This window comes from Microbacterium sp. NPDC057659 (assembly GCF_042799915.1).
Taxonomy (GTDB): domain Bacteria; phylum Actinomycetota; class Actinomycetes; order Actinomycetales; family Microbacteriaceae; genus Microbacterium.
Map to the genome: position 1 here is coordinate 1126359 of NZ_JBHVHU010000002.1, position 22077 is coordinate 1148435.

General features: G+C 69.2%; 19 protein-coding genes. 11 read left to right on the plus strand and 8 right to left on the minus strand.

The features are described from left to right. Nucleotides 1-135 precede the first annotated feature (135 nt). Together ACFVAE_RS13830 and pntB are read left to right on the plus strand one after the other, a co-directional pair. On the plus strand, nt 136-1677 hold the full coding sequence (locus ACFVAE_RS13830) for a Re/Si-specific NAD(P)(+) transhydrogenase subunit alpha (protein ID WP_378893575.1): 1542 nt from the start codon (nt 136-138) through the stop codon (nt 1675-1677). Then, nucleotides 1674-3074, plus strand: coding sequence for a Re/Si-specific NAD(P)(+) transhydrogenase subunit beta (gene pntB, locus ACFVAE_RS13835; protein WP_378893153.1), 1401 nt, complete (start codon nt 1674-1676; stop codon nt 3072-3074). The genes ACFVAE_RS13830 and pntB overlap by 4 nt, the downstream gene beginning before the upstream one ends. Nucleotides 3075-3187: 113 nt before the next feature. On the opposite strand, the gene ACFVAE_RS13840 is transcribed toward pntB, so the two are convergent. Then, nucleotides 3188-3844 carry a response regulator gene (locus ACFVAE_RS13840; protein WP_378893156.1) on the minus strand — a complete coding sequence of 219 codons (657 nt, stop codon included), beginning with the start codon at nt 3842-3844 and terminating at the stop codon, nt 3188-3190. Beyond that, entirely contained in the window at nt 3841-5457 is a 1617-nt protein-coding gene (locus tag ACFVAE_RS13845) for an ATP-binding protein (protein WP_378893159.1), read from the minus strand. Before ACFVAE_RS13845 ends, ACFVAE_RS13840 begins: the two co-directional genes overlap by 4 nt. Before the next feature lie 153 nt (nt 5458-5610). Here ACFVAE_RS13845 and ACFVAE_RS13850 point away from each other — a divergent pair, with 153 nt between their 5' ends. From ACFVAE_RS13850 to ACFVAE_RS13860, 3 genes are all read left to right on the plus strand, one after another. Beyond that, nucleotides 5611-7140: a CitMHS family transporter gene (locus ACFVAE_RS13850; protein WP_378893578.1), complete on the plus strand. Its 1530-nt coding sequence runs from the start codon at nt 5611-5613 to the stop codon at nt 7138-7140. Between the two features lie 273 nt (nt 7141-7413). Beyond that, complete coding sequence (locus ACFVAE_RS13855) at nt 7414-7896, plus strand: hypothetical protein (protein ID WP_378893162.1); 483 nt, start codon at nt 7414-7416, stop codon at nt 7894-7896. A gap of 277 nt (nt 7897-8173) precedes the next feature. Continuing rightward, nucleotides 8174-9517: a hypothetical protein gene (locus tag ACFVAE_RS13860; protein ID WP_378893165.1), complete on the plus strand. Its 1344-nt coding sequence runs from the start codon at nt 8174-8176 to the stop codon at nt 9515-9517. Here the strand turns inward: ACFVAE_RS13860 and ACFVAE_RS13865 are convergent. From ACFVAE_RS13865 to ACFVAE_RS13875, 3 genes are read right to left on the minus strand one after another with little or no spacing between them, the layout of a single operon-like run. Then, nucleotides 9448-10038 carry a hypothetical protein gene (locus ACFVAE_RS13865; RefSeq protein WP_378893168.1) on the minus strand — a complete coding sequence of 197 codons (591 nt, stop codon included), beginning with the start codon at nt 10036-10038 and terminating at the stop codon, nt 9448-9450. The two genes, ACFVAE_RS13860 and ACFVAE_RS13865, sit on opposite strands and share 70 nt — an antisense overlap. Next, entirely contained in the window at nt 10038-10595 is a 558-nt protein-coding gene (locus tag ACFVAE_RS13870) for a hypothetical protein (protein ID WP_378893170.1), read from the minus strand. The genes ACFVAE_RS13865 and ACFVAE_RS13870 overlap by 1 nt, the downstream gene beginning before the upstream one ends. Continuing rightward, complete coding sequence (locus tag ACFVAE_RS13875; RefSeq protein WP_378893172.1) at nt 10589-11257, minus strand: hypothetical protein; 669 nt, start codon at nt 11255-11257, stop codon at nt 10589-10591. The genes ACFVAE_RS13870 and ACFVAE_RS13875 overlap by 7 nt, the downstream gene beginning before the upstream one ends. 70 nt (nt 11258-11327) lie before the next feature. Between ACFVAE_RS13875 and ACFVAE_RS13880 the strand changes: the two genes are divergently transcribed. The 6 genes from ACFVAE_RS13880 (at nt 11328) to rocD (ending at nt 19129) form a co-directional block, all read left to right on the plus strand. Then, nucleotides 11328-15116 (plus strand): proline dehydrogenase family protein, encoded by a 3789-nt coding sequence (locus tag ACFVAE_RS13880; protein WP_378893174.1) that lies wholly within the window; start codon nt 11328-11330, stop codon nt 15114-15116. An 86-nt stretch (nt 15117-15202) separates the two neighbouring features. Then, on the plus strand, nt 15203-15652 hold the full coding sequence (locus tag ACFVAE_RS13885) for a hypothetical protein (RefSeq protein WP_378893177.1): 450 nt from the start codon (nt 15203-15205) through the stop codon (nt 15650-15652). Next, on the plus strand, nt 15652-15867 hold the full coding sequence (locus ACFVAE_RS13890; protein ID WP_378893179.1) for a helix-turn-helix transcriptional regulator: 216 nt from the start codon (nt 15652-15654) through the stop codon (nt 15865-15867). Before ACFVAE_RS13885 ends, ACFVAE_RS13890 begins: the two co-directional genes overlap by 1 nt. A 1-nt stretch (nt 15868) precedes the next feature. After that, nucleotides 15869-16852: an NAD(P)-dependent alcohol dehydrogenase gene (locus ACFVAE_RS13895; RefSeq protein WP_378893181.1), complete on the plus strand. Its 984-nt coding sequence runs from the start codon at nt 15869-15871 to the stop codon at nt 16850-16852. Between the two features lie 158 nt (nt 16853-17010). Then, nucleotides 17011-17907, plus strand: coding sequence for a dimethylargininase (gene ddaH, locus ACFVAE_RS13900; protein WP_378893183.1), 897 nt, complete (start codon nt 17011-17013; stop codon nt 17905-17907). 13 nt (nt 17908-17920) lie between these two features. Then, nucleotides 17921-19129, plus strand: coding sequence for an ornithine--oxo-acid transaminase (gene rocD / locus ACFVAE_RS13905; RefSeq protein ID WP_378893184.1), 1209 nt, complete (start codon nt 17921-17923; stop codon nt 19127-19129). A gap of 87 nt (nt 19130-19216) precedes the next feature. Here rocD and ACFVAE_RS13910 read toward each other — a convergent pair whose 3' ends face one another. The 3 genes from ACFVAE_RS13910 to ACFVAE_RS13920 form a co-directional block, all read right to left on the minus strand. After that, on the minus strand, nt 19217-19492 hold the full coding sequence (locus tag ACFVAE_RS13910) for a hypothetical protein (RefSeq protein ID WP_378893186.1): 276 nt from the start codon (nt 19490-19492) through the stop codon (nt 19217-19219). 98 nt (nt 19493-19590) lie between these two features. Further along, complete coding sequence (locus ACFVAE_RS13915; RefSeq protein WP_378893187.1) at nt 19591-21468, minus strand: BCCT family transporter; 1878 nt, start codon at nt 21466-21468, stop codon at nt 19591-19593. Between the two features lie 70 nt (nt 21469-21538). Further along, nucleotides 21539-22042: a GbsR/MarR family transcriptional regulator gene (locus tag ACFVAE_RS13920; RefSeq protein ID WP_378893189.1), complete on the minus strand. Its 504-nt coding sequence runs from the start codon at nt 22040-22042 to the stop codon at nt 21539-21541. Nucleotides 22043-22077 lie beyond the last annotated feature (35 nt).

Here is a 22077-nt window from a genome sequence, read left to right on the forward strand (position 1 = left end):
AATCTGAGCACACCCCCGACACCGCCACTGGAGGCGGTTCCCCGATGCTGCGTGCTGCGTGCAGCCGGGGGTGACGGAAGGAACACTGTGGTTCAAGATGACGGCGTGGTCCACGACCACGCGACACCAGAGCGGGTGACACGGCTCGGAATCGTGCGCGAGACAGGCGGTGAGGCGCGCGTCGCCGCGACGCCCGCCACGGTGCGCACCCTGCAGGATCTCGGCTATCGGGTCGTCGTCGAGAAGGATGCCGGTGCTGCCGCGTCCTATCCCGATGACGCGTACACCGGGGCCGGAGCGACGATCGTCGATCGCGCGACAGCCTGGGGGAGCGCGGTGGTGCTCGGCATCAACGCCCCCGGACCCGATGAGATCGCTCTGCTGGCTGACGGGGCGACCGTGGTCGCGCTGCTCTCGCCGGCGCTGCGGCCCGATCTCGTCGAGGCGCTCGCACAGCGCGGCATCACCGCCGTCGCGCTCGACGCGGTGCCCCGCATCTCCCGCGCCCAGTCGATGGACGTGCTGAGCTCGATGGCGAACATCGCCGGCTACCGTGCGGTGGTCGAGGCCGCCAACGAGTTCGGCCGCTTCTTCACCGGGCAGGTCACCGCAGCGGGCAAGGTGCCCCCGGCCAAGGTGCTCGTCGCCGGTGCCGGTGTGGCCGGGCTCGCCGCGATCGGCGCGGCATCCAGTCTCGGCGCGATCGTGCGGGCGACCGACCCGCGGCCCGAGGTGGCCGATCAGGTCACGTCGATCGGCGGCACCTACCTGCCCGTCGACGTCGAGGTCGCGGCATCCACCGACGGCTACGCGAAGGCGACCAGCGCCGACTACGACCGCCGTGCGGCGGAGATCTACACCGAGCAGGCGGCCGACGTCGACATCATCGTCACCACCGCGCTCATCCCGGGGCGCGCGGCGCCCCGGCTGATCACCGCGGCGGATGTCGCGCTGATGAAGCCCGGCAGCGTGATCGTCGACATGGCGGCCGCCCAGGGCGGCAATGTCGAGGGCTCGGTCGCGGGGGAGCGGATCGTCACCGAGAACGGTGTGATCATCCTCGGCTACACGGATCTGGCCTCGCGCCTGGCCGCGCAGGCGTCGCAGCTGTACGGCACGAACGTCGCCAACCTGGTCGCCCTGCTCACACCGGGCAAGGACGGGACCCTCGCTATCGACTTCGACGACGTCGTGCAGCGCTCGGTCACCGTCGTGCGCGACGGTGAGGTCACCTGGCCGCCGCCCGCGGTGCAGGTCGCCGCCGCGCCGAAGCCGGCGCCGGAGACGGATGCCGCACCTGCTGCCGCTCCCGACAAGAAGATGAGCGCCGGGCGCAAGGCCCTGCTGATCGGCGTCGGGATCGTCGCGCTGTTCCTCGTGAACCTCTTCGCCCCGCCGCCGCTGCCGCAGCACTTCACTGTGCTGATGCTCTCCGTCGTGATCGGGTTCGACGTGATCGGCAAGGTGCATCACGCCCTGCACACGCCGCTGATGTCTGTGACCAACGCCATCTCGGGCGTGATCGTCGTCGGCGCCATGCTTCAGGTGACCACTCCGAATCCCGTCGTGCAGGTGCTCGCGGCACTCGCGATCCTGCTCGCCAGCATCAACATCTTCGGAGGCTTCGCGGTCACCCGCCGAATGCTCGCCATGTTCACGAAGGGAGCCGACAAGTGACCGTCGACGCCCTCGCCGGCGCGGCCTACATCGTCGCCGCGCTGCTGTTCATCCTGAGTCTCGCCGGGCTCAGCCGCCACGAGTCCGCCCGTTCCGGTGTGATCTACGGCATCTCCGGCATGGTGATCGCCCTGCTCTCGACCCTCGCCCTGACGATCGCCGATGCCTGGGGCGGATCGGGATCGACGATCGGTCTGGTGATGCTGGTCGTCGCCGTCATCGTCGGCGGCGCGATCGGCCTGTGGCGCGCCCGCGTGGTGCAGATGACCGGGATGCCCGAGCTCATCGCCCTGCTGCACAGCTTCGTCGGTCTCGCCGCGGTGCTGGTCGGCTGGAACGGCTACCTGGCGCACGAGACGATCGCGCCGGAACTGGTCGGCATCCACAACGCCGAGGTGTTCATCGGCATCTTCATCGGTGGCGTGACCTTCACCGGGTCGATCGTCGCCTACCTGAAGCTGTCCGCGAAGATGTCATCGAAGCCCCTCATGCTGCCGGGCAAGAACGCACTGAACATCGGTGCGCTGGTGGCGTTCCTCGCGCTGACCGTGTGGTTCGTCGCCGACCAGCAGCTCTGGCTGCTCATCGCGGTGACCCTCCTGTCGTTCGCACTCGGCTGGCACCTCGTCGCATCCATCGGCGGCGGCGACATGCCCGTGGTCGTCTCGATGCTGAACAGCTACTCCGGCTGGGCGGCGGCCGCAGCGGGCTTCCTGCTGAACAACGACCTGCTGATCGTCACCGGCGCGCTCGTCGGCTCCTCCGGTGCCTACCTGTCGTACATCATGTGCAAGGCCATGAACCGGTCGTTCCTGTCGGTGATCGCTGGAGGCTTCGGCATCGTGGCATCCGGCTCGGCCGACGAGGACTACGGCGAGCACCGCGAGATCACCGCGGATGCGGCGGCGGACATGCTGTCCGGCGCGCAGAGCGTGATCATCACACCCGGCTACGGCATGGCCGTCGCGAAGGCGCAGTATCCTGTGGCCGACCTGGTCGCGAAGCTGCGCGAGCGCGGCGTGGACGTGCGGTTCGGCATCCACCCGGTCGCGGGACGTCTGCCGGGTCACATGAACGTGCTCCTGGCCGAGGCGAAGGTGCCCTACGACATCGTGCTGAGCATGGAGGAGATCAACGACGACTTCGCGAAGACGTCGGTGGTGCTCGTGATCGGTGCGAACGACACCGTCAACCCCGCTGCCGCGGAGGACCCGGGCAGCCCGATCGCCGGCATGCCGGTGCTGCGGGTCTGGGAAGCCGAGAACGTGATCGTGTTCAAGCGCTCGATGGCCGCCGGCTACGCGGGCGTGCAGAACCCGCTGTTCTTCCGTGACAACGCGCAGATGCTCTTCGGCGACGCCAAGGAGCGGGTGGAGGACATCATCCGGGCGCTGTAGGCCCGGGCATCCCGCACATTCCGAGGGCCGACACGCCAGATGAAGGACCGATTCCGTGGAATCGTCCGACATCTGGCGTGTCGGCCCCCGATGTGCGACCGGTGAGACTCGGGTCAGGTGCCGGGACGGATGTACCGGTGCTCGGGGCGGCCGGTGGAGCCGTAGCGCAGGCGCACCTCGATCAGGCCTCGCGTCGCGAGCGCGGCGAGATGCCGCTGCGCGGTCGCACGAGAGACACCGGCGCGTTCGGCGATCTCGGCGGCGGATGCCTCGTCCTCGCCGAGATGCGCGAGGATCAGGGTCTCGGTGGCGGAGCGTCCTGTGGACACGGGCTCGCCGCCGCCGTGCAGGATGGCGAGTGCGCGATCGATCTGCTCCTGGTTCGTGGCGTGATCCTCGGGGAGCAGGTTGCGGAACCGCGCGTAGGCGTCGAGACGGGTCTCGAGCACCTGCGATGCGAAGGGCTTCGTCAGCACCGACAGCGCGCCGGCGCGCAGTGCACGCCGCACCGTGCTGCCGTCGGCCGCAGCCGAGATCAGGATGGCGTCGATCGGATGCGAGGCGATGAACCGCACGCCGTCGCCGTCCGGCAGGTAGGCGTCGACGAGCATCAGGTCGGGGGAGTGCTCCTGCACCGCGCGGAGCGCGGCGGCCAGGGTCGGGGCGGTGCCGACGGCCCGGAAGCCGGGGCGCGCGTCGACGATGTCGCGGTGCAAGCCGGCGACGCGGAAGTCGTCGTCGACGATCAGGACGCGGAGCGGTTCGGTCATGCGTCGTCCTCTCGATGGGATTCCAGAGCATCGGGGATGCGTGCGCCGAAGACCGCGCCGCCGTCCGGCCCGCCTCGGTCGATGACCCACACGTCGCCGCCCCGGCGCCTGGCCAGATCGCGGGACAGCGCGAGGCCGAAGCCGCGCCCGTGCACGGCATCCGGATCGAGACCGGTGCGCTCGCCGCGGAGGAACGGATCGACGCCCTCGCCGACTCCGGCGCCGGAGTCGGCGATCGTCATGACCAGCTCCGCTCCGTCGGCGAAGAGGCCGACCTCGACCCAGGGCTTCGGCGCCGAGCGGGCGGCTTGCACGGCGTTGTCGACGAGGTTGCCCAGCACCGCGGCGACGTCCTCGACGGCCAGCACGCCACCCGTGACGAGGGTGTCCTCCGAGACGCGCAGCTGCACGCCGCGCTCGCGCGCGGCATCAGCCTTGGCGCCGAGAACCGACTGCAGGAACGCATCCGGCACCCGCTCGATGCCCGGCACCGCGGGGTCGACGGCCCCGCGGGCGAGGAGATCGCCGAGGAAGGCCCGCGCGTCCGGCGCGCGCTGAGCGTCGAGCAGGCCGGCGGCGACATGCATCCGGTTGGCGAACTCGTGCCGCTGCACCCGCAGCGCCTCGGTCATCGCCTGCACCGATGCGAGCCGTGCGGCGAGCGCCTCCACGTCGGTGCGGTCGCGCAGCACGATGACCTCGCCGAGATCACGACCGTTGCGTACGACCGGATGCACGTCCAGGAAGGCGACCCTTCCGCCGATCACGGTCTCGACCCCGTCTCGACGTCGCGCCGCATCCAGCAGCTCGGCGTCCAGCCCCAGAGTCGCGAGTGGGCGACCGACGGCGTCGGCGCCCAGCATCCGCTCCGCCGCGCGGTTGCACACTCGGACCGTGCCCTTCGGGTCGACAGCGACCACGCCGTCGCCCACGCCGTCGAGCACCGCCGCCTGGTTCTGCACGAGGGCGACGAGCTCCTCCGGCTGCAGGTCGAGAGTCAGGCGGGTGAATCGGCGCCGCACCAGCGCGGACGCTATCGCTGCCAGCAGCAGTGCCGCCGCAGCGGCGACGGCGATGCCGCCGAGCAGCAGCGGCAGGTTGCTGAACACGCTCGCCCGTTCGAAGCCGACGCTGACCTCTCCGATCGGCTCGCCGCCGCCGACCGGGAAGACCGGGACCTTCGCCCGAGCGGATTCGCCGAGCGTGCCGGTCTCCCAGGCGACCACCTCATGGCCGGCGAGGGCCTGCCGGTAGCCGGTGCTCACCCGCTCGCCGAGCTGCTCGGGGCGGGGATGCGCGAGGCGGATGCCGTGGTCGTCGGTGACCACGACGAAGAGCGCGCCGGTGCGGGCGGTGACGTCCTGTGCGATGCGCTGCAGATCGTCGTCCTTCAGTTCGGCGGCGCTCGGCGTGCCGGGGTCGGCGGAGTAGAACGCGACGCGGCGCTGCACGTCGGGGTCCTCGGCGAGGGTGCGCGCGATGTTGAGGGCGGACTGCTCGGCCGAAGCGCGCAACTGCTGCACCGAGATCCAGCCGAACACCGTCGAGCAGACGGCGACGACGGCGACCACGGTGACGAGCTGCGTGATCAGCATCCGGGTCGCGAAGCGCATCAGCGCACCTCCTGTCGAACATGCTGAGTTTAATGCGCAGAACGCCATTCAATGCGCTGTAGCGCGCGCGGCGGATCAGCGGTTCGTACTCTCGCTCAGATGCACCACGCGGTGCACCCCGACACACACGACAAGGGAGTCGACATGCTCACGATGTCCGGCCTGCTGGCAGCTGCGGACGAGGCGCCGGTCTACAACACGGCGTTCACCCCGCCGGACGGCGTGCTCGTGGTCCTCGGGTTCGCCATGGTGCTGGTGTTCATGACGCTGATCATGACCAGGCGCCTCACCCCGATGGTGGCCCTGATCCTGGTGCCGACCGTCTTCGGCCTGTTCGCGGGCGCGGGGCTCGGCCTCGGCGACATGGTGCTCGACGCCATCGGGACCATGGCGTCCACCGCGGCGCTGCTGATGTTCGCGATCATGTTCTTCGGGCTCATGATCGACGTCGGCCTGTTCGACCCGCTCATCCGGCTCATCACGCGGCTGCTCGGCGACGACCCCGCCAAGATCGTGCTCGGCACGGCGATCCTCGCCGCGGCCGTCTCGCTCGACGGCGACGGATCGACGACGTTCATCATCACGACCTCCGCGATGCTGCCGCTCTACCTGCGCCTGGGGATGAGTCCCGTGGTGCTCACCTGCGTCGCCGGTCTGATGAACGGCACCATGAACATCGTGCCGTGGGGCGGACCGACCGTCCGCGCCGCGACCGCGCTGAAGCTGGATGCCACGGACGTGTTCGTGCCGATGATCCCGTCGATGATCGCGGGAATCATCATCTCGCTCACCTTCGCATGGTTCCTGGGCCTGTCCGAGCGCCGTCGTCTGGCCGGCAGCGTGGACACCTCGCGGATCTCCGGAGAGCCCGGCGTCGTGACCGGCGGCGTGCAGCGCATCCTGCGCAGAGCCGACCCGAAGCCCGGCGCGCGTGCCGAACTGCACACCGGCAACATCGTCACGGTCGCCGGCGGGCACGGCGGCGTCGGAACCGCACAGCTCGTCGACGCGACCGACACCGCGATGGCCGACACGATGCTCGACCCGAACCGCCCGACGCTGCGTCCGAAGCTGATCTGGTTCAACCTCGCCCTCACCGTCGCCGTGATGGTGCTGCTGGTGATGGACATCTTCCCGCTCGCCTACGTGTTCATGGTCGGTGCCGGCCTGGCGCTGGTGATCAACTTCCCGAAGCTGAAGAGCCAGGCCGACGAGATCGTGCAGCACGCGCCGTCGATCGTCGGCGTGGTCTCCATGGTGCTCGCCGCCGGCGTGCTCGTGGGCGTGCTGAACGGTACCGGGATGGTCGATGCCATGGCCTCGTGGATCACCACCGTCATCCCCGCATCGATGGGCCCGTTCCTGGCCGTCATCACGGGAGTGCTGTCGATCCCGTTCACGTTCTTCATGTCGAACGACGCCTTCTACTACGGGATCCTCCCCGTCCTGTCGCAGAGCGCCGCGCACTTCGGCATCGACCCGGTGGAGATGGCCCGCGCCTCGATCACCGGGCAGCCGGTGCACCTGCAGTCCCCGCTGGTGCCCGCGATCCTACTGCTGGTGTCGCTGGCGAGCGTCAACCTCGGCGACCACCACAAGAAGGTGCTGTGGCGCGCCGTGGTCGTCTCGCTGGCGATGCTGGTGGTCGGCGTGCTGGTCGGTGCGATCCCGTTCGCCGGCTGATCACACCGCGGGATGGTCGGCACGGTACCTTGTTCTCGTGCTGACCATCCTCGCCACCACCGGCCGCGTGCTGCTGCGCCACTGGCCGGCGCTGTTGGCGTGGTACCTCGGCGGTCGGCTTGAGCGAGGTCGGCGGACAGACGTCTCAGCGGTGTAGCCGCCGGAGTCGTTGTGCCGGGGTGCGACCGTCTTCTTGCTGACGCTATGGCTCGCTGTTAGGTTAGCGCACAACTCAGGTCCATTTCCTGGACCGAGTCCATCAACGGAGGGAATATGCGTATGAATCTGCGTCGAGGGGGCGTGGTCCGAACGTTGGCGATCAGCGTCATCGCTGTCGGGATCGCTATGGGTGGAGTATCCCCAGCACAAGCAAAGGAGACGGCGGTCGTTCAACAGGCGATGAACATCCACGACATGGCAGTCAAGGCGTCGGGGATTCGGTTCAATCCCGAACCGTATCTGTCCGCGGCCGGAAACCTGAGGCAGCAAGCTTCGGTGCTCCGATCTAGTGCCTCCATCGCGACGAAACAGCGTGCGGTGCAGACTGCTCTGAGAGAGCTCGAGTCGATCAGGCCCTATTTCAGAGGGGCGGCCGCAACCGAATTCCAGCGCCAGGTGGGCTTTATCAGTGCATACGGTTCAGGCAAGCTGTGGTTGACAACGGCGGTCAAGCTTGACCAGATGGCGAGTAAGCTCCAGGAGATCGTGGAGCTCTACCGGAATTCCGAAGCGGGCAGCGTCGGCCGGTGGCCCTAAGTAGGTGACGAGCCTCGGGGTCACACAACGTCGGTTTCGGCAGAGACCCTGTGGCGCTGAGGTTAACGAATAGCGGGAATAGAGCAATGAGGGCGGACGGCCAGCTGTCCGCCCTCATTGATCCATTCATGGTGCCGTGCTTTCGGCCGCGGAATGCTAGCGCCGTCAAATGAGTCGCTAGATTGATCTTGACGCGCGGCGTGGGCGTGCTAGTCGGCGCGATCCCGTTCGCGGGCTGATCACACGGCGGGGATGGTCGGCGCGCTAACGTGTTCTCGTGCTGGCCATTCTCTCCTCCACAGGGCGCGTGCTCTGGCGGCATTGGCCTGCCCTGCTGCTGTGGTTCATCGCCGGCATTACAGCGCGGCACTTCATCATCCAAGTCGCCGGCACAGTAGGCGGGCATTCCGCCACCCTCGGGATGCTGATCCTGCCACTCGGCGTCCTCGCCCGGCTGGTGAGTTTCGTCGGAATGTTCCTGGTGGTGCGCGACGCGCTGCAGAACCTGCAGGTCATCGCGCCGGACGCCGAGACCGGCCGTGAGCGGCGCACCATGTTCATGAGCTCGCTGTTGACGAGCATTCTGCCGTTCTTCGCGGTCTATGCCGCCGCCGGCAATCTCAAGGAGGATGCCGCGGAGTACGCCAGGATCGCGTTGGACGTCGACAGGGGCATCGACCTGCAGCGGGCAGTGGACGGCCTGGCGCTCACCGATGCCGACGTCGGGACGACGGTGTCGCTCGGACCTACGACGGCCCTCATCGCGCTGGTCGCGTTCGCTGGGCGATGGGCGTGGAAGAAGTACTCGGCGAAGCTGCCCAGCCCGTTCGCGGTCGTCGCCGTCTACCTCGAGGTCGTCTGGGTCGCATTCGCCGTCGCGTTGATCGGCGACGCGACCTCGGCTCTCACCTCGTGGATGGACCACCGTGTCGCGGTCGTCTGGCTCACCGACATCCGTGAATGGGTCTCCGGGAGCCTCACCCCCGTGGCCTGGATCTGGGACGGCATTGAATGGCTGCTCGGTGCCGCAGGCGGGATCATCCTGCAGCCGCTGGCCTGGCTGATGATCGCGGGAGTCATCTACGGTCAGACCATCGTCGCCGAGAAGCTCACGATCGAGAACCAGCTCATCGCGCGTGCCAGGGCACGCGCGGAGCGAGTCCCCAGCGCGCTGCGACGTCGTGCCGGCGACCTGCGTGACGAGCTCACTGCGCGGTTCAAGCCGATCGGACGCGCGATCCTGCTGATGTGGCGGGCCGGACCTGTGATGATCGCGAGCTACGTGCTGCTGTACACGATCGTCCTGGCACTGAAACCGTTGCTTGAGTGGAGCATCGTCTCGCTTATCGGTCCGCAGGAGCCGCGGCTCTGGTGGACCGTCGGAACCCTGATCACGATGGCCCCGCTGGTGCTCGCGGAGCCTGTGAGGATAGCCCTGGTCTCGGGTGCCTACGACCGCACGCTCAAGGCGACGCGTCGCGCCGTGGAGAACGCCCCGCAAAGCGCGGCGCTGCTTCCAGGTGACGAGCCCGCACCGGAGGCGGCGGATGCTCAGGACGGGTCGATCACGAACCTGACGAACTCGTCGGATCCTTCAGAACCTGGCCCGCGCGCCTCGTAGGAACCGTCGCTGGTCGAGCCCGCACCAGTGAGTCGGACGTCCACCCAGAACGGCCCGTCGACGTCCTCTGGAACAGCGAACACGTTGATCATCTCGTACGGTCCCGTGGCTTCGAACGCGCACTCACGGTTCTCGGTGGAGCTGTAGTCCAGCCCGAGCTCGTAGCTCATCTCGTTCCACTGCCGCCCCGTGCTCTGCTGCACCAGCTGCGGAGACTCACAGCGCACCGGCAACGACACGTCGGTGTCGACTGGAATCGCCACCGCGATTACCTTCGTGTGCGGCGGCGGGGTCAGACCCTCGGTGTCGACGATGACACCGGACCGGATCGGGCCCCAGGTCGTATCGGCGAGTTCCGTCGTCTTGCCCTTCGTCACGACCACCGGAGTGGAGTCGATGGGGGACTGGTCGCGCACGATCGTCGACTCGCTCCACAAGATCCCCAGCGCGGCCGCCGGTGCGACGACGACCAGCAGGGCGAGCGGGATCGCATTGATGCGCCACCATCCGCGTCGAGCCATCATGGCGTCCAATCCACGGGAGCGATCGCCTTCTCGTTCACAACCGTCAGCTCGGGAAGATCGAGCTCCAGCGAGATGATCGAGTCGTAGGCGGAGAACGAGGAGTCGGTCAGCTCGAGCACGGCAGTCTCGGTGAGCAGATCGGCCGGAATCTGGAAGGCGAGCGATCCGCTCTTCGGGATGCCGGTCACCAGCTGTGTCCGGTCGATCAGCCACGACGTCTTGCCGCGCTCAGTGCTCTTGTACGTCGCGTCGCCGATGCGCAGCTTCGCCGCCAGGGAAGTTCCGTACTGCCGCCGCACGGCCTCGGCGTCCAGATCGATGACTACCCAGGTGCCCTCGGCGCGGAACCCGTCCTCGGATGCGATGGCGTGTGCGATCCGCGCGTCTTGCACGGTCACGGCGATGTTGCGGCCCTCGGCAGGTTCGCCGACTGAGGCGCCCACCATGAATGCACGGGCCTGTGCCTCGTCGCCGGTCGGCGTGGCCTGGGCGACGAACCAAGCACCCACCAGAAGCACGACGGTGATGACCCAGGGCAGGACGCGCGTCACCATGGGTCGCCCTCTCCGATGTCCTCGACGGTCGCAGCGACGATCGCCGAGACTCCCTCATTCGTCCAGTGCAGGTCGTGATCGAGGAACTGTCCTCGATACGACTGCGGGTCGGGAAGCGCGATTCGCACCTCCTTGCCGTCTGGGAAGGCCGTGGGGTCGACCGCCCAAGACAGGATGATCGTGTCCTTGATGCCCGGCTGCAGCGTCACGGAACCGCCGGTCGGCTCACTCGGCCGGCTGACGTCGGGAGCTTTTGCCGGGCCGCCCTTGATCTGCGTCTCGCCAAGACCCTCGAAGGTGCTTCGCATGATCCGGGGGGTCTCGGCCAGGTTCTTGATGTCGATCTGCACTGCGAGTACGCGGTCCTCGCTCTCGGAGTCGATGTTCGCCCCACCCTCGATCCGGTCAGCGAGGTACACCTTCTGCACGATCATCTCGAGGCTGTCAGTGGTGACCAGGTCGCCAGTATGCACCGAGGGCGGCCCCGGGTCCGCGACCGCGTTCAGGCCGCCGAATGCCGCAGTCGCGGCGAGGAAGAGGACGAGCCCGATAGTGCCGACCCACTTCGTCTGCACGCGATCGAGCTGAGTGCGGAACCAGTTCGCTCTCTTCGCCTCGCCCGCGTCCGTCTGCGCAGACGGCGCGGCACTCTTGTCCCCCACGGGCGCCCCTCCTATCGGCATAAGCATAAGGTTCCCTGCCGCTCCGGCACCCACGTCATAGGCTGGATGCATGCCAGAGCCGTCTTCGTCCGCGGGGACTCTCCTCGCCGGTGCCGCTGTCGAACTCGCCCGCCGCTGGGTGGCCGAGGAGGCTGCCGAAGAGGTCGACCCCGCCGCCGCCCGCCTCGCCGGGGTGCTTCAGGACCGCAACGGTCTTCCGTTCACACTCGGCTTCGTCGACGGCGTGATGCGCCCCGAGAGCCTCGGCGCCGCCGCATCCACCCTGCACCGGGTCGCGGGGCTCACCCCCGATTTCCTGCCTTGGTACCTGCGCGGCGCGGTGCGTGCCGGAGGCGCGATCGCGCCGGTGCTGCCCATGCCCACCGTGCCGATCGCCCGCCGTGTGCTGCGCGAGCTGGTCGGCCACCTCATCGTCGACGCCCGGCCCGAGAAGCTCGGTCCCGCCATCGAGAAGCTGCGCGCCGACGGCTCGCGCCTGAACCTCAACCTGCTCGGTGAGGCGGTGCTCGGTGAGGCCGAGGCGAAGCGCCGGCTCGACGGCATCCACGAGCTGATCCGGCGCCCCGATGTCGACTACGTCTCGGTGAAGGTGTCGGCGGTCACCAGCCGCATCTCGATGTGGGCCTTCGACCAGGTCGTCGAGGAGACCGCGAAGCGGCTGCTGCCGCTGTACCTGACCGCCGCCTACGACACCGCCGGCACGACCGGGAGGCAGACCTTCATCAACCTCGACATGGAGGAGTACCGCGACCTCGATCTGACGATCGCGGTGTTCACCCGCATCCTCGAGGACCCGCGACTGCGCGACCTCGAAGCCGGCATCGTGCTGCAGGCCTATCTGCCCGACGCCCTGCCGGCGCTGCGCGAGCTGACCGCGTGGGCGCGCGAGCGCGTCGCGCACGGCGGGGCGCGTATCAAGGTGCGCCTCGTCAAGGGCGCGAACCTCGCCATGGAGCACGTCGACGCGGTCATGCACGGCTGGACGCCCGCTCCGTACGACACCAAGCTCGACACCGACGCGAACTACCTGCGCTGCCTCGACGAGGCGCTCTGGCCGCGGAACACCGAGGCGGTGCGGATCGGCGTCGCCGGGCACAACCTGTTCGACATCGCCTACGCCTGGCTGCTGGCGGGGGAGCGTGGCGTGCGCCCCGACACTTCGACAAGCTCAGCGCGGGCGATGTCGGGCGCCGCTGGTGCGTCGCCCGACATCGAGTTCGAGATGCTGCTCGGCATGGCGCAGGGGCAGGTCAAGGCCGTCTCCCGCGAGGTCGGCAACGTGCTGCTCTACGTTCCGGTGGTCGCCCCCGGTGAGTTCGACGTCGCGATCAGCTACCTGGTCCGCCGTCTCGAGGAGAACGCGTCGTCGCAGAACTTCCTCTCCGCCGCGCTCGAGCTGGGCACCGAGCCGCGCCTCTTCGAGCGCGAGAAGATGCGGTTCCTCGACTCCGTCACCCGTTCCCTCGACCACTCGCTGCGCATCGGGCCGCGCCGCCGGCAGGACAGGACGGCTCCGGCGCACGAGTCCGTGCGCCCGGCATCCATCGCGCCGATCGCCGATGCCGACCTGACCGGCGTCGTGCTCGGCATCGCCGCAGGCACCGAGACGGATGCCGAGGACGAGGACTACCTGCAGACCGCGGTGTACGCCAGGCGCGAGGCCACCAGGCCGCAACCGTCGGACGGCCTGCGCCGCGGTCGCGGCGGCGAGCCGGGGGAGGGCGCACCCGGCTTCGCCAACACGACGGACAGCGACCCGTCGCTTCCGGCGAACCGGGAGTGGGCGCGCGGGGTGTTCGACCGCATCACCACCGCAGGCGTGTCGCAGCTGGGGCTCTCCACCCTCGCCGCGGCGCGCATCGATGACGCCGAGGTGCTCGCGCGCACCGTCGACCGCGTGCGGGACGCCGCAGCGTCCTGGGGGTCGCGCTCGGCAGCGGAGCGCTCCGAGATCCTGATGCGCGCGGCCGCGGCCCTCGAGGCGCGGCGCGCAGATCTGATCGAGGTCGCCGCGATCGAGACGGGCAAGGTGTTCTCTGAGGGGGACATCGAGGTCAGCGAGGCCGTCGACTTCGCCCGCTACTACGCGTCGACGGCCAAGGAGCTCGACGCGATCGCCGGCGCCGCGTTCACCCCGGCGCGCGTGACCGTCGTCACCCCGCCGTGGAACTTCCCGCTGGCGATCCCGTCCGGCGGCGTACTGGCCGCGCTCGCCGCAGGCTCCGGTGTGGTGTTCAAGCCCGCGCACCAGGCCCGCCGCTGCGCCGCCGTCATCGCCGAGTGCCTCTGGCAGGCCGGGGTGCCGCGCGACGTGCTGACCCTCGTCGACATCTCCGAGAGCGGCCTGGGCAAGCAGCTGATCACGCATCCCGACGTCGACAGGGTGATCCTCACCGGGTCGTGGGACACCGCGGCTCTGTTCCGCTCCTGGCGACCGGACCTGCCGCTGCTCGCCGAGACCAGCGGCAAGAACGCCATCATCATCACCCCCACCGCAGACCTCGACCTCGCCGTCGCGGACCTCGTCAAGAGCGCGTTCAGTCACGCCGGGCAGAAGTGCTCGGCGGCATCGCTCGCGATCCTGGTCGGGCCGGTGGGGCACTCCAAGCGCTTCGCGCGCCAGTTGGTCGACGCGGTGCGGTCGCTGCACGTGGCCTGGCCGTCCGACCCCGAGGCCGAGATGGGGCCGGTCATCGAGAAGCCGCAGGGCAAGCTCGAATGGGCGCTGACCACCCTCGAGGGCGACGAGAAATGGCTCATCGAGCCGAAGCGCGTGCCGGGCGATGAGACAGGGCGGCTCTGGACCCCCGGCATCCGCACCGGCGTGCGACCCGGATCACGCACCCACCTGGAGGAGTTCTTCGGACCGGTGCTGGGCATCATGCACGCGCACACGCTCTCGCAGGCGATCACCCTGCAGAATCAGGTGGCCTATGGGCTGACGGCGGGCCTGCACACGCAGGATCCGGACGACCTCGCGGTCTGGCTCGACCGGGTGCAGGCCGGCAACCTCTACGTGAACCGCGGCATCACCGGGGCGATCGTGCAGCGGCAGCCCTTCGGCGGCTGGAAGCGCTCCTCGGTCGGCGCCGGTGCGAAGGCCGGCGGCCCGAACTACCTGATCGGGCTGGGCACCTGGCGGGCGCAGTCCCGCGGCAAGACCTCGAAGACCCTGCATCTGCGCGGGCTGGACAGCCGCATCTCGGCCGTCATCGAGGCAGCGCAGCCGTCGCTGGAGTTCGAGCAGTTCGAGCGTCTGCGCCAGGCGGCGCTGTCCGATGCAGTGGCCTGGGATCGCGAGTTCGGGCAGGTGCGCGACGTGTCGCAGCTGGTGGTGGAGCGCAACCTGTTCCGGTACCGCCCGGTGCCCGTCGCCGTGCGAGCGACTGCGGATGCCGGGCTCGCCGACGTGCTGCGGGTGGTGATCGCCGGCATCCGCGCCGGTGCGCCGTTCCTGCTCTCCGTCCCGGACGGTCTGCCGGCCGCGGTGCGCCGCTTCCTCGGCATCCTCGACGTGCCGATCTCGGTCGAGACGGATGCGGAGTGGATCGACCGCATGCGCGGAGCGGATGCCGCCGAGCAGGAGGGCGTCGAGGCAGTGGTCGAGCACACGCCGATGCCCGGCCGGGTGCGGCTGGTCGGCGGGCGCGACGCGGTTGCGTCGCTGCACGCCGCACTCGCGACGGCGGTCGCGGGCGACCCCGACATCGCGGTCTACGACGGCGAGGTCACCACCTCCGGTCGCATCGAGCTGCTGCCGTTCGTGCACGAGCAGTCGGTGACGATCACCGCGCACCGGTTCGGCAATCCCGACGACTGGAGCGCGGGAATCATCTGATGCTCGTGCGAGGCGGAGCGGCAATGTGAAGAATTCTTGACATTGCTTCTGCGGCGGGTCTACCTTCCATGTAAAGAATCTTTGACATGGAGGTGCTGGTCATGGTGTATCACGAGCGCGTCGCGTGGGCCCAGCTGATCGCTTCGATCATCACGCTCGCGGGCTACGTCGTCATGGTGCTCGTCCAGGCCGAGGGCGGTGATCTCGCGGCGGTCGACTGGCTCCCGCTCATGCTCTGGACGATCGGTGCGGGCATCGCGCTGAGCATTGTCATCTCCGTCGGGTGGGGGATCATCGCCGGGATGCGCGATCGCGAGGCCGCCACGGCGTCCGACATCCGCGACCGCGACATCAGCCGACTGGGTGGCCGGGTGGAGCACGCCTTCCTGGTGATCGCCGGGCTGGGCGTCATCGCGCTCTGCGGGATCGGCGCCGACCTGTTCTGGATCGCCAACACGATGTTCCTCGGTTTCGCTGTGTCCGCTCTCATCGGCGGGATCGCGCGGGTCGTCGCCTACCGCCGTGGGCTCGTCTGATGGTCAAGCCGACGCTCGTCACGAACACCATCCGCGCGCAGCGCGAGCAGGCCGGGATGACCCAGGCCGAGCTCGCCCGCCTGATCGGGGTCACCCGTCAGACCCTCATCGCGATCGAGCAGGGGAAGTACTCGCCCACACTCGAGATCGCCTTCCAGATCGCCAGGGCCTTCGACGTGCGTCTCGAGGACCTCTTCCAGTACCCGGGGGAATGACATGCCCGAGACCATGAGCGCCTGGACGCAGAACGCGTACGGTCCCGCTTCGGCCGTTCGCCGCGCCGAGCAGCCGACACCCGTTCCTGGCAGGGGGGAAGTGCTGTTGAAAGTACGCGCCACGGCGCTCAACGCCGGCGACGTGCGGATCATGCAGGGTGATCCGTTGCTGGTGCGCCCTGTGTTCGGGTTCGGGCGTCCGAGGCAGCCGGTCCGCGGCATGGACGTCGCCGGGGTCGTCGTGGCGCTCGGGCCCGGCGCAGGCGGGGTTCAGCTCGGGGACGAGGTCGTCGTCGAGCTTCCCGGTGGTGGAGGGCTCGCCGAGTACGCCGTGGCGCCCGTCGCGCGCGTGGTGCCGCGCCCTGCGGCGGTGTCGCCGCGGGATGCCGCGTGTCTCCCTATCGCCGCAGGCACGGCTCATCAGGCGCTCGACGCCGCAGGGGTCGCCGGCGGTGACCGCGTGCTTGTCATCGCCGCCTCCGGCGGTGTCGGCACTTTCACCGTGCAACTGGCCGCGGCCGCCGGCGCTGAGGTGCACGCGACCTGCTCCGCCCGCAGCGCGGCGACGATCGGGAGACTCGGCGCGACGACGGTGCTCGATCGTGACCAGCCGCTGCGCGAGCTCTCCGCCGGTGGCTACGACGCCGTGATCGACATCGCAGGCACGTCGCCGCTGCGCGACCTTCAGCGCCTGAGCGCGGACGGCGGCCGCATCGTCCTCGTGTCGGGCCACGGCGGCCGCGTGCTCGGTCCCGTCGTCCGGATGCTGGGCGCGGCGGTGCTCTCTATCGGTTCGCGCCGTCGCATCCGTCCGCTCGCGGCCGCCGCGAAGCCCGAGGTGCTGCACGCGCTGCTGGCGCTCGTCGAGGAGGGCACGATCTCGCCGCTGATCGAGGCCGAGTACCGGTTCGACGAGGCAGGGGAGGCGCTCGTGCGCGTCGAAGCCGGTCATGTGGTCGGCAAGGTCGTCGTCCACGGCAGGTGAACTCCGTCGGCCTCGCGTTGGCGTGCGGAGCAACGGGCGTGCGAAAATGGAGTATGGCGTGCCCTCGCGCATCTTCCCCGGCTCTGAGCCGAGCACGGGTCGAACTTCCGCCGGGCCCCTGGACAGCGTCCGCCGCATCCTGAATTCGAGGAGCACCCATGACGACGCCTGAGACCGCGACCGCTGTCGCACCGGCCCGCGTTGCCCACCACCGCCGCTATCTGATGTGCCGCCCTGAGCACTTCACGGTGAACTACAGCATCAACCCGTGGATGGAGCCGGCCAACCCGACCGACACGGCCAAGGCCGTCGAGCAGTGGCAGAAGCTGTACGACCTGTACCTCGAGCTGGGCCACGAGGTCGAGCTCATCGAGCCCCTCGCGGGCTACCCCGACATGGTCTACACCGCCAACGGCGGCTTCGTCATCGACGGCCGCGCCTACGTGCCGTCCTTCTACTACGAGGAGCGCAAGGGCGAGGCCCCCGCGTTCGCCGACTGGTTCCGCGCCAACGGTTTCGACACCGTCATGCCCAAGGAGATCAACGAGGGCGAGGGCGACTTCCTGCTCGCCGGCGACGTGATCCTCGCGGGCACCGGCTTCCGCTCCGCCGGCGACAGCCACCGCGAGGTGCACGAGGTCTTCGGCCGCGAGGTCATCACTCTGAAGCTCGTCGACGCCCGGTTCTACCACCTCGACACGGCGCTGACCATCCTCGACCCGGTCGTCGAGCCCGGCCAGACCGCCGGCATCGCCTACCTGCCGCACGCCTTCGACGAGGCTTCCCAGAAGATCCTCGCCGAGCGCTTCCCCGACGCGATCCTCGTCGCAGACGAGGACGGCGCGGTGTTCGGCCTGAACTCCGCCAGCGACGGCTACAACGTCATCATCTCGCCGCGTGCCACCGGCTTCGAGAAGCAGCTGCGCGAGCGCGGCTACAACCCCCTCATGGTCGACCTGTCCGAGCTGCTGCTCGGCGGCGGCGGCATCAAGTGCTGCACTCTCGAACTGCGCGCCGCCCTGAGCGAGCGAAGCGAGACGAAGGGAGGTGCCTGACATGGATGCCACGATGAGCACGCCCGCGGTTGCTGAGCGAGCGAAGCGAGACGAAGTGCATGTCGCCACCAACTACGCCCCGCTGCCGGTGGTCATCGCGCGCGCCGAGGGCGCGTGGGTGACGGATGTCGAGGGCAAGCGCTACCTCGACCTGCTGGCCGCCTACTCGGCAGTGAACTTCGGCCACCAGCATCCGGCCGTCGTCGCCGCGCTCACCGAGCAGCTCGGCCGCGTCGCACTGACCAGCCGCGCGTTCATGAACGACCGCCTGGAGCCGTTCGCCGAGGCCCTGGCCCGGCTGTGCGGCAAGGAGCTCGTGCTGCCGATGAACACCGGCGCCGAGGCGGTCGAGACCGGCATCAAGGTCGCGCGTGCCTGGGGCTACCGGGTCAAGGGCGTCGAGGACGGCAAGGCCCGCGTGGTCGTCGCCAAGGGCAACTTCCACGGCCGCACCACCACGATCGTGAGCTTCAGCGACGACGAGGAGGCGCGCGCGCCGTTCGGTCCGTTCACACCCGGTTTCGACCAGGTGCCCTACGGTGACGCGGATGCCATCGCCGCGGCCATCACGGACGACACGGTCGCCGTGCTCGTCGAGCCGATCCAGGGCGAGGCCGGTGTCATCATCCCGCCGGAGGGCTACCTGCGCCGCATCCGCGAGATCTGCGACGAGCGCAACGTGCTGTTCATCGCCGACGAGATCCAGTCCGGGCTCGGCCGGGTCGGCGAGACCTTCGCCTGCGACCGCGAGGGCGTCGTGCCCGACCTGTATCTGCTGGGGAAGGCGCTCGGCGGCGGCATCCTGCCGGTGTCGGCCGTCGTCGGAAACCGCGACGTGCTGGGCGTCATCCGTCCCGGCGAGCACGGCTCGACCTTCGGCGGCAACCCGCTGTCGGCGGCCGTCGGCCTGCGGGTGGTCGAGATGCTCGAGACCGGCGAGTTCCAGGAGCGCGCCCGCGCGCTCGGCGAGCACCTCTCCGCGGCCCTGCAGCCGCTGATCGGCCACGGCGTGACCGCGGTGCGCATCGCGGGCCTGTGGGCCGGCGTCGACATCGACCCAGCGCAGGGCACCGGACGCGAGGTCGCCGAGAAGCTCATGGAGCGCGGCGTGCTCGTCAAGGACACGCACGGTCAGACCATCCGCATCGCACCGCCGCTGGTCGTCCGCGCGACCGAGCTGGACTGGGCCGTCGAGCAGCTCCGTCTGGTCCTGGGCGCCTGACGGCCGGCCCGCAGATCCACGCCGACCCGGTATGCGAGCGTCGCTCGCATACCGGGTCGGCGCGTCCGTATCCGGCGGATGCGGCGGTCAGGCGGGGGTGTCGTCGGGATCGAGGCTCTTCAGCGCGTCGGCCTCGACGGCGTTGTCCGCCTCGAGCTGCTCCTCCGTGGTGTCGTCGCCGCCGAGGGGAGCGTCCTGACCTTCGCCGGACCTCCCGTCCGGGGCGGTGTTGTGCGCCGGGTTGTCCTCGGGCAGACCGGTGTGCGCGGATGTCTCGCGGGGCTCGCCGCTGCCCTTCGGATCCTGGCCCGGAGTGTGCGGGTACTGTCCGGCGCTGGGCGGGGTTCTCTGCGGATCGCTCATACGGGGCACGCTAGCGCGGAGCGCGCACCGGCGGAGAGGGCGTTGACAACGCGGGTCCGGGGCCCTCGGCCCGAAGCGCGCGCCGCCGACCGCGGCGCTCAGTCCTTCAGGAACGGTCCGGTGTCCTGCTGCGGAACGGTCGGATCGTCGAGGCCCGCGAGTTCGTCCTCGCCGACGAGCTCGTCGACGTCGAGGGTCGACGGGCTCGCGTCGCCGTGGCTCTCCGCCGACAGCGCGCCCGCGGTGATCCGGATCGGCTCAGTCGGCGCCACGGGCAGGCCGAAGCGGCGCTGGATCCGCCGCATCCACCGCGGTTGCGCGCCCAGCACGCCGGTCTCGTCGTGCGACTCGACCTCGAGCCCGTAGTACTCGCCGATCCTGTCGATGAACTGCGCCCGCTCGGCCTTCGCGTAAGCGCGGCGCTCGCGGGTGAACGCCACGACGGTCGACCAGCACATCAGGAGCATCACCACGCTGAACGGCAGGGCGATCGTGATCGCCGCGGTCTGCAGCGCGGTCAGCCCTCCCGAGAGCAGCAGCGAGATCGCCAGCAGCGCCGTGATCGCGACGAAGAACGTGCGGATCCAGCGCTTCGGCTCCGGCTTGCCTCCGGTCGCGATCATGCCCATCACGAGGGCGCCGGAGTCGGCGGACGTGATGAAGAAGATCGCGAGCAGCAGGATCGCGCCGACGCTCACGATCGCCGAGCCCGGCACGTGCTGCAGCATCTCGAACAGCGCACCCTGCAGGTCGACCTGTCCGTCGGGGCCGGTCAGGGTGCCCGGGTTCGCGAGCTCCATCGCGAGCGCCGAGCCGCCGAGCACGGAGAACCACAGGATGCCGATGAGCGTCGGCACCAGGATCACGCCGATCACGAACTCGCGCACGGAGCGCCCCTTCGACACCCGGGCGATGAAGATTCCGACGAACGGCGCCCACGAGATCCACCAGCCCCAGTAGAACGAGGTCCAGGATGCCTGCCACTGCTCGCCGGCCTCACCCTGGAAGGCGCTGACGTTGAACGACAGCCCGACGAAGTTCTGGATGTAATAGCCGATCGACTGCACGAAGTCGCGCAGCAGGAACTCCGTGGGACCCACCGCCAGCAGGTAGAGCACGAGCAGGCCGGCGAGCATCAGGTTGATGTTCGAGAGCCACTTCATGCCCTTGGTCACGCCGGACAGCACCGACATCAGCACGAACACCGAGATGATCAGGATCAGCACGACCTGCGTCGTCTCGTCGGGGTCGGCGATGCCGGCGGTGTGCAGGCCGGAGCTCATCTGCAGCACGCCGAGACCGAGCGAGGTGGCGACGCCGAACAGGGTGCCGACCAGAGCGATGACATCGATCGCGTGTCCCCAGCCGCCCTCGACGCGCTTGCCGAGCAGCGGCTCCAGCGTCCACCGGATCGACACCGGACGACGACGGCGGTGGATCGCGTAGGCCAGTGCCAGGCCGATCACCACGTAGATCGACCAGGCGTGCACGCCCCAGTGCAGGTAGGTCTGCCCGAGCGCGGCCTGAGCGAGCTGCTCGGGGGTGCCGGTGACGCCGGGGCGAGGGTTCGCGAAATGACTGAGCGGCTCGCTCACACCGTAGAACACCAGACCGATGCCCATGCCCGCAGCGAACAGCAGTGAGAACCAGCTGACCAACGAGAACTCCGGCTCCTCGTCGTCGCGCCCGAGCTTGATGTCGCCGAACCTGCTGAACCCCAGGAACAGGCAGAACGCGACGAAGAACGCCGCGATCAGCACGTAGTACCAGTTGAAGGCGTTCACGATCGTGGTCTGGATCGTCTGGAAAAGCGCCTCGGCGACCTTCGGCGCGAGCAGGGCGAACAGCACGAACAGCACGACGATCGCCGCGGAGGGCCAGAACACCCACCCCAGGACCTCCGACGTGCGACGCTTCGCGCCCGCTCTCGTCTGCCCTACGTCTGTCGGATCAGCCCCGCCTCTGTCTCCGGTCATGCCTCCAACGTATCCAGGAGGGATGCTCAGCGACAGGGTCTGCTGCGGATGCGAGTCGCCGCCGCGCTGATCAGTCCTGCATCCGGCGCTCGGCGCGCACCGTCTCCCACTCGTCGACGATCTCCGGCATCCGCCGCGCCATGAAGCGGAAGAACTCGGCCATCTCCTCGGCGCGGTCGTGCGCGACGTGGTCCGCGGCGTGCGCGGCGCCGATGGCGTCGATCTGCGTCGCCAGGCTCTCGTAGATGGGGGAGTTGTTCGTCATCAGTCCGTACCAGGTATCGGGGATGATCTCGTAGCGGACGAGGCGCTGGTCGGGGCGTGAGATGCGGCGGATCACCATGACCGTCTGCAGATAGCGCACAGCGCCGGAGACAGCGGCGGCGCTCACCCCGAGCCGCTCGCCGAGCTCGCCCGCGGTGTAGCCGCCGGCCGGCGCGGCGATCAGGGCCATCATCACCCGGGCGGGCATCCGCGGAAATCCGACCGCTGTGATCACTGCGGCAGCACTCTCGGCGGCATCCACTCCGAGGTGCTCGGAGGTGTCGTCTTCGGCCGTCATGTCAGTCCCCACTTCTCGATCCTCCCAGAGAATCCGCTCCGGCCGCG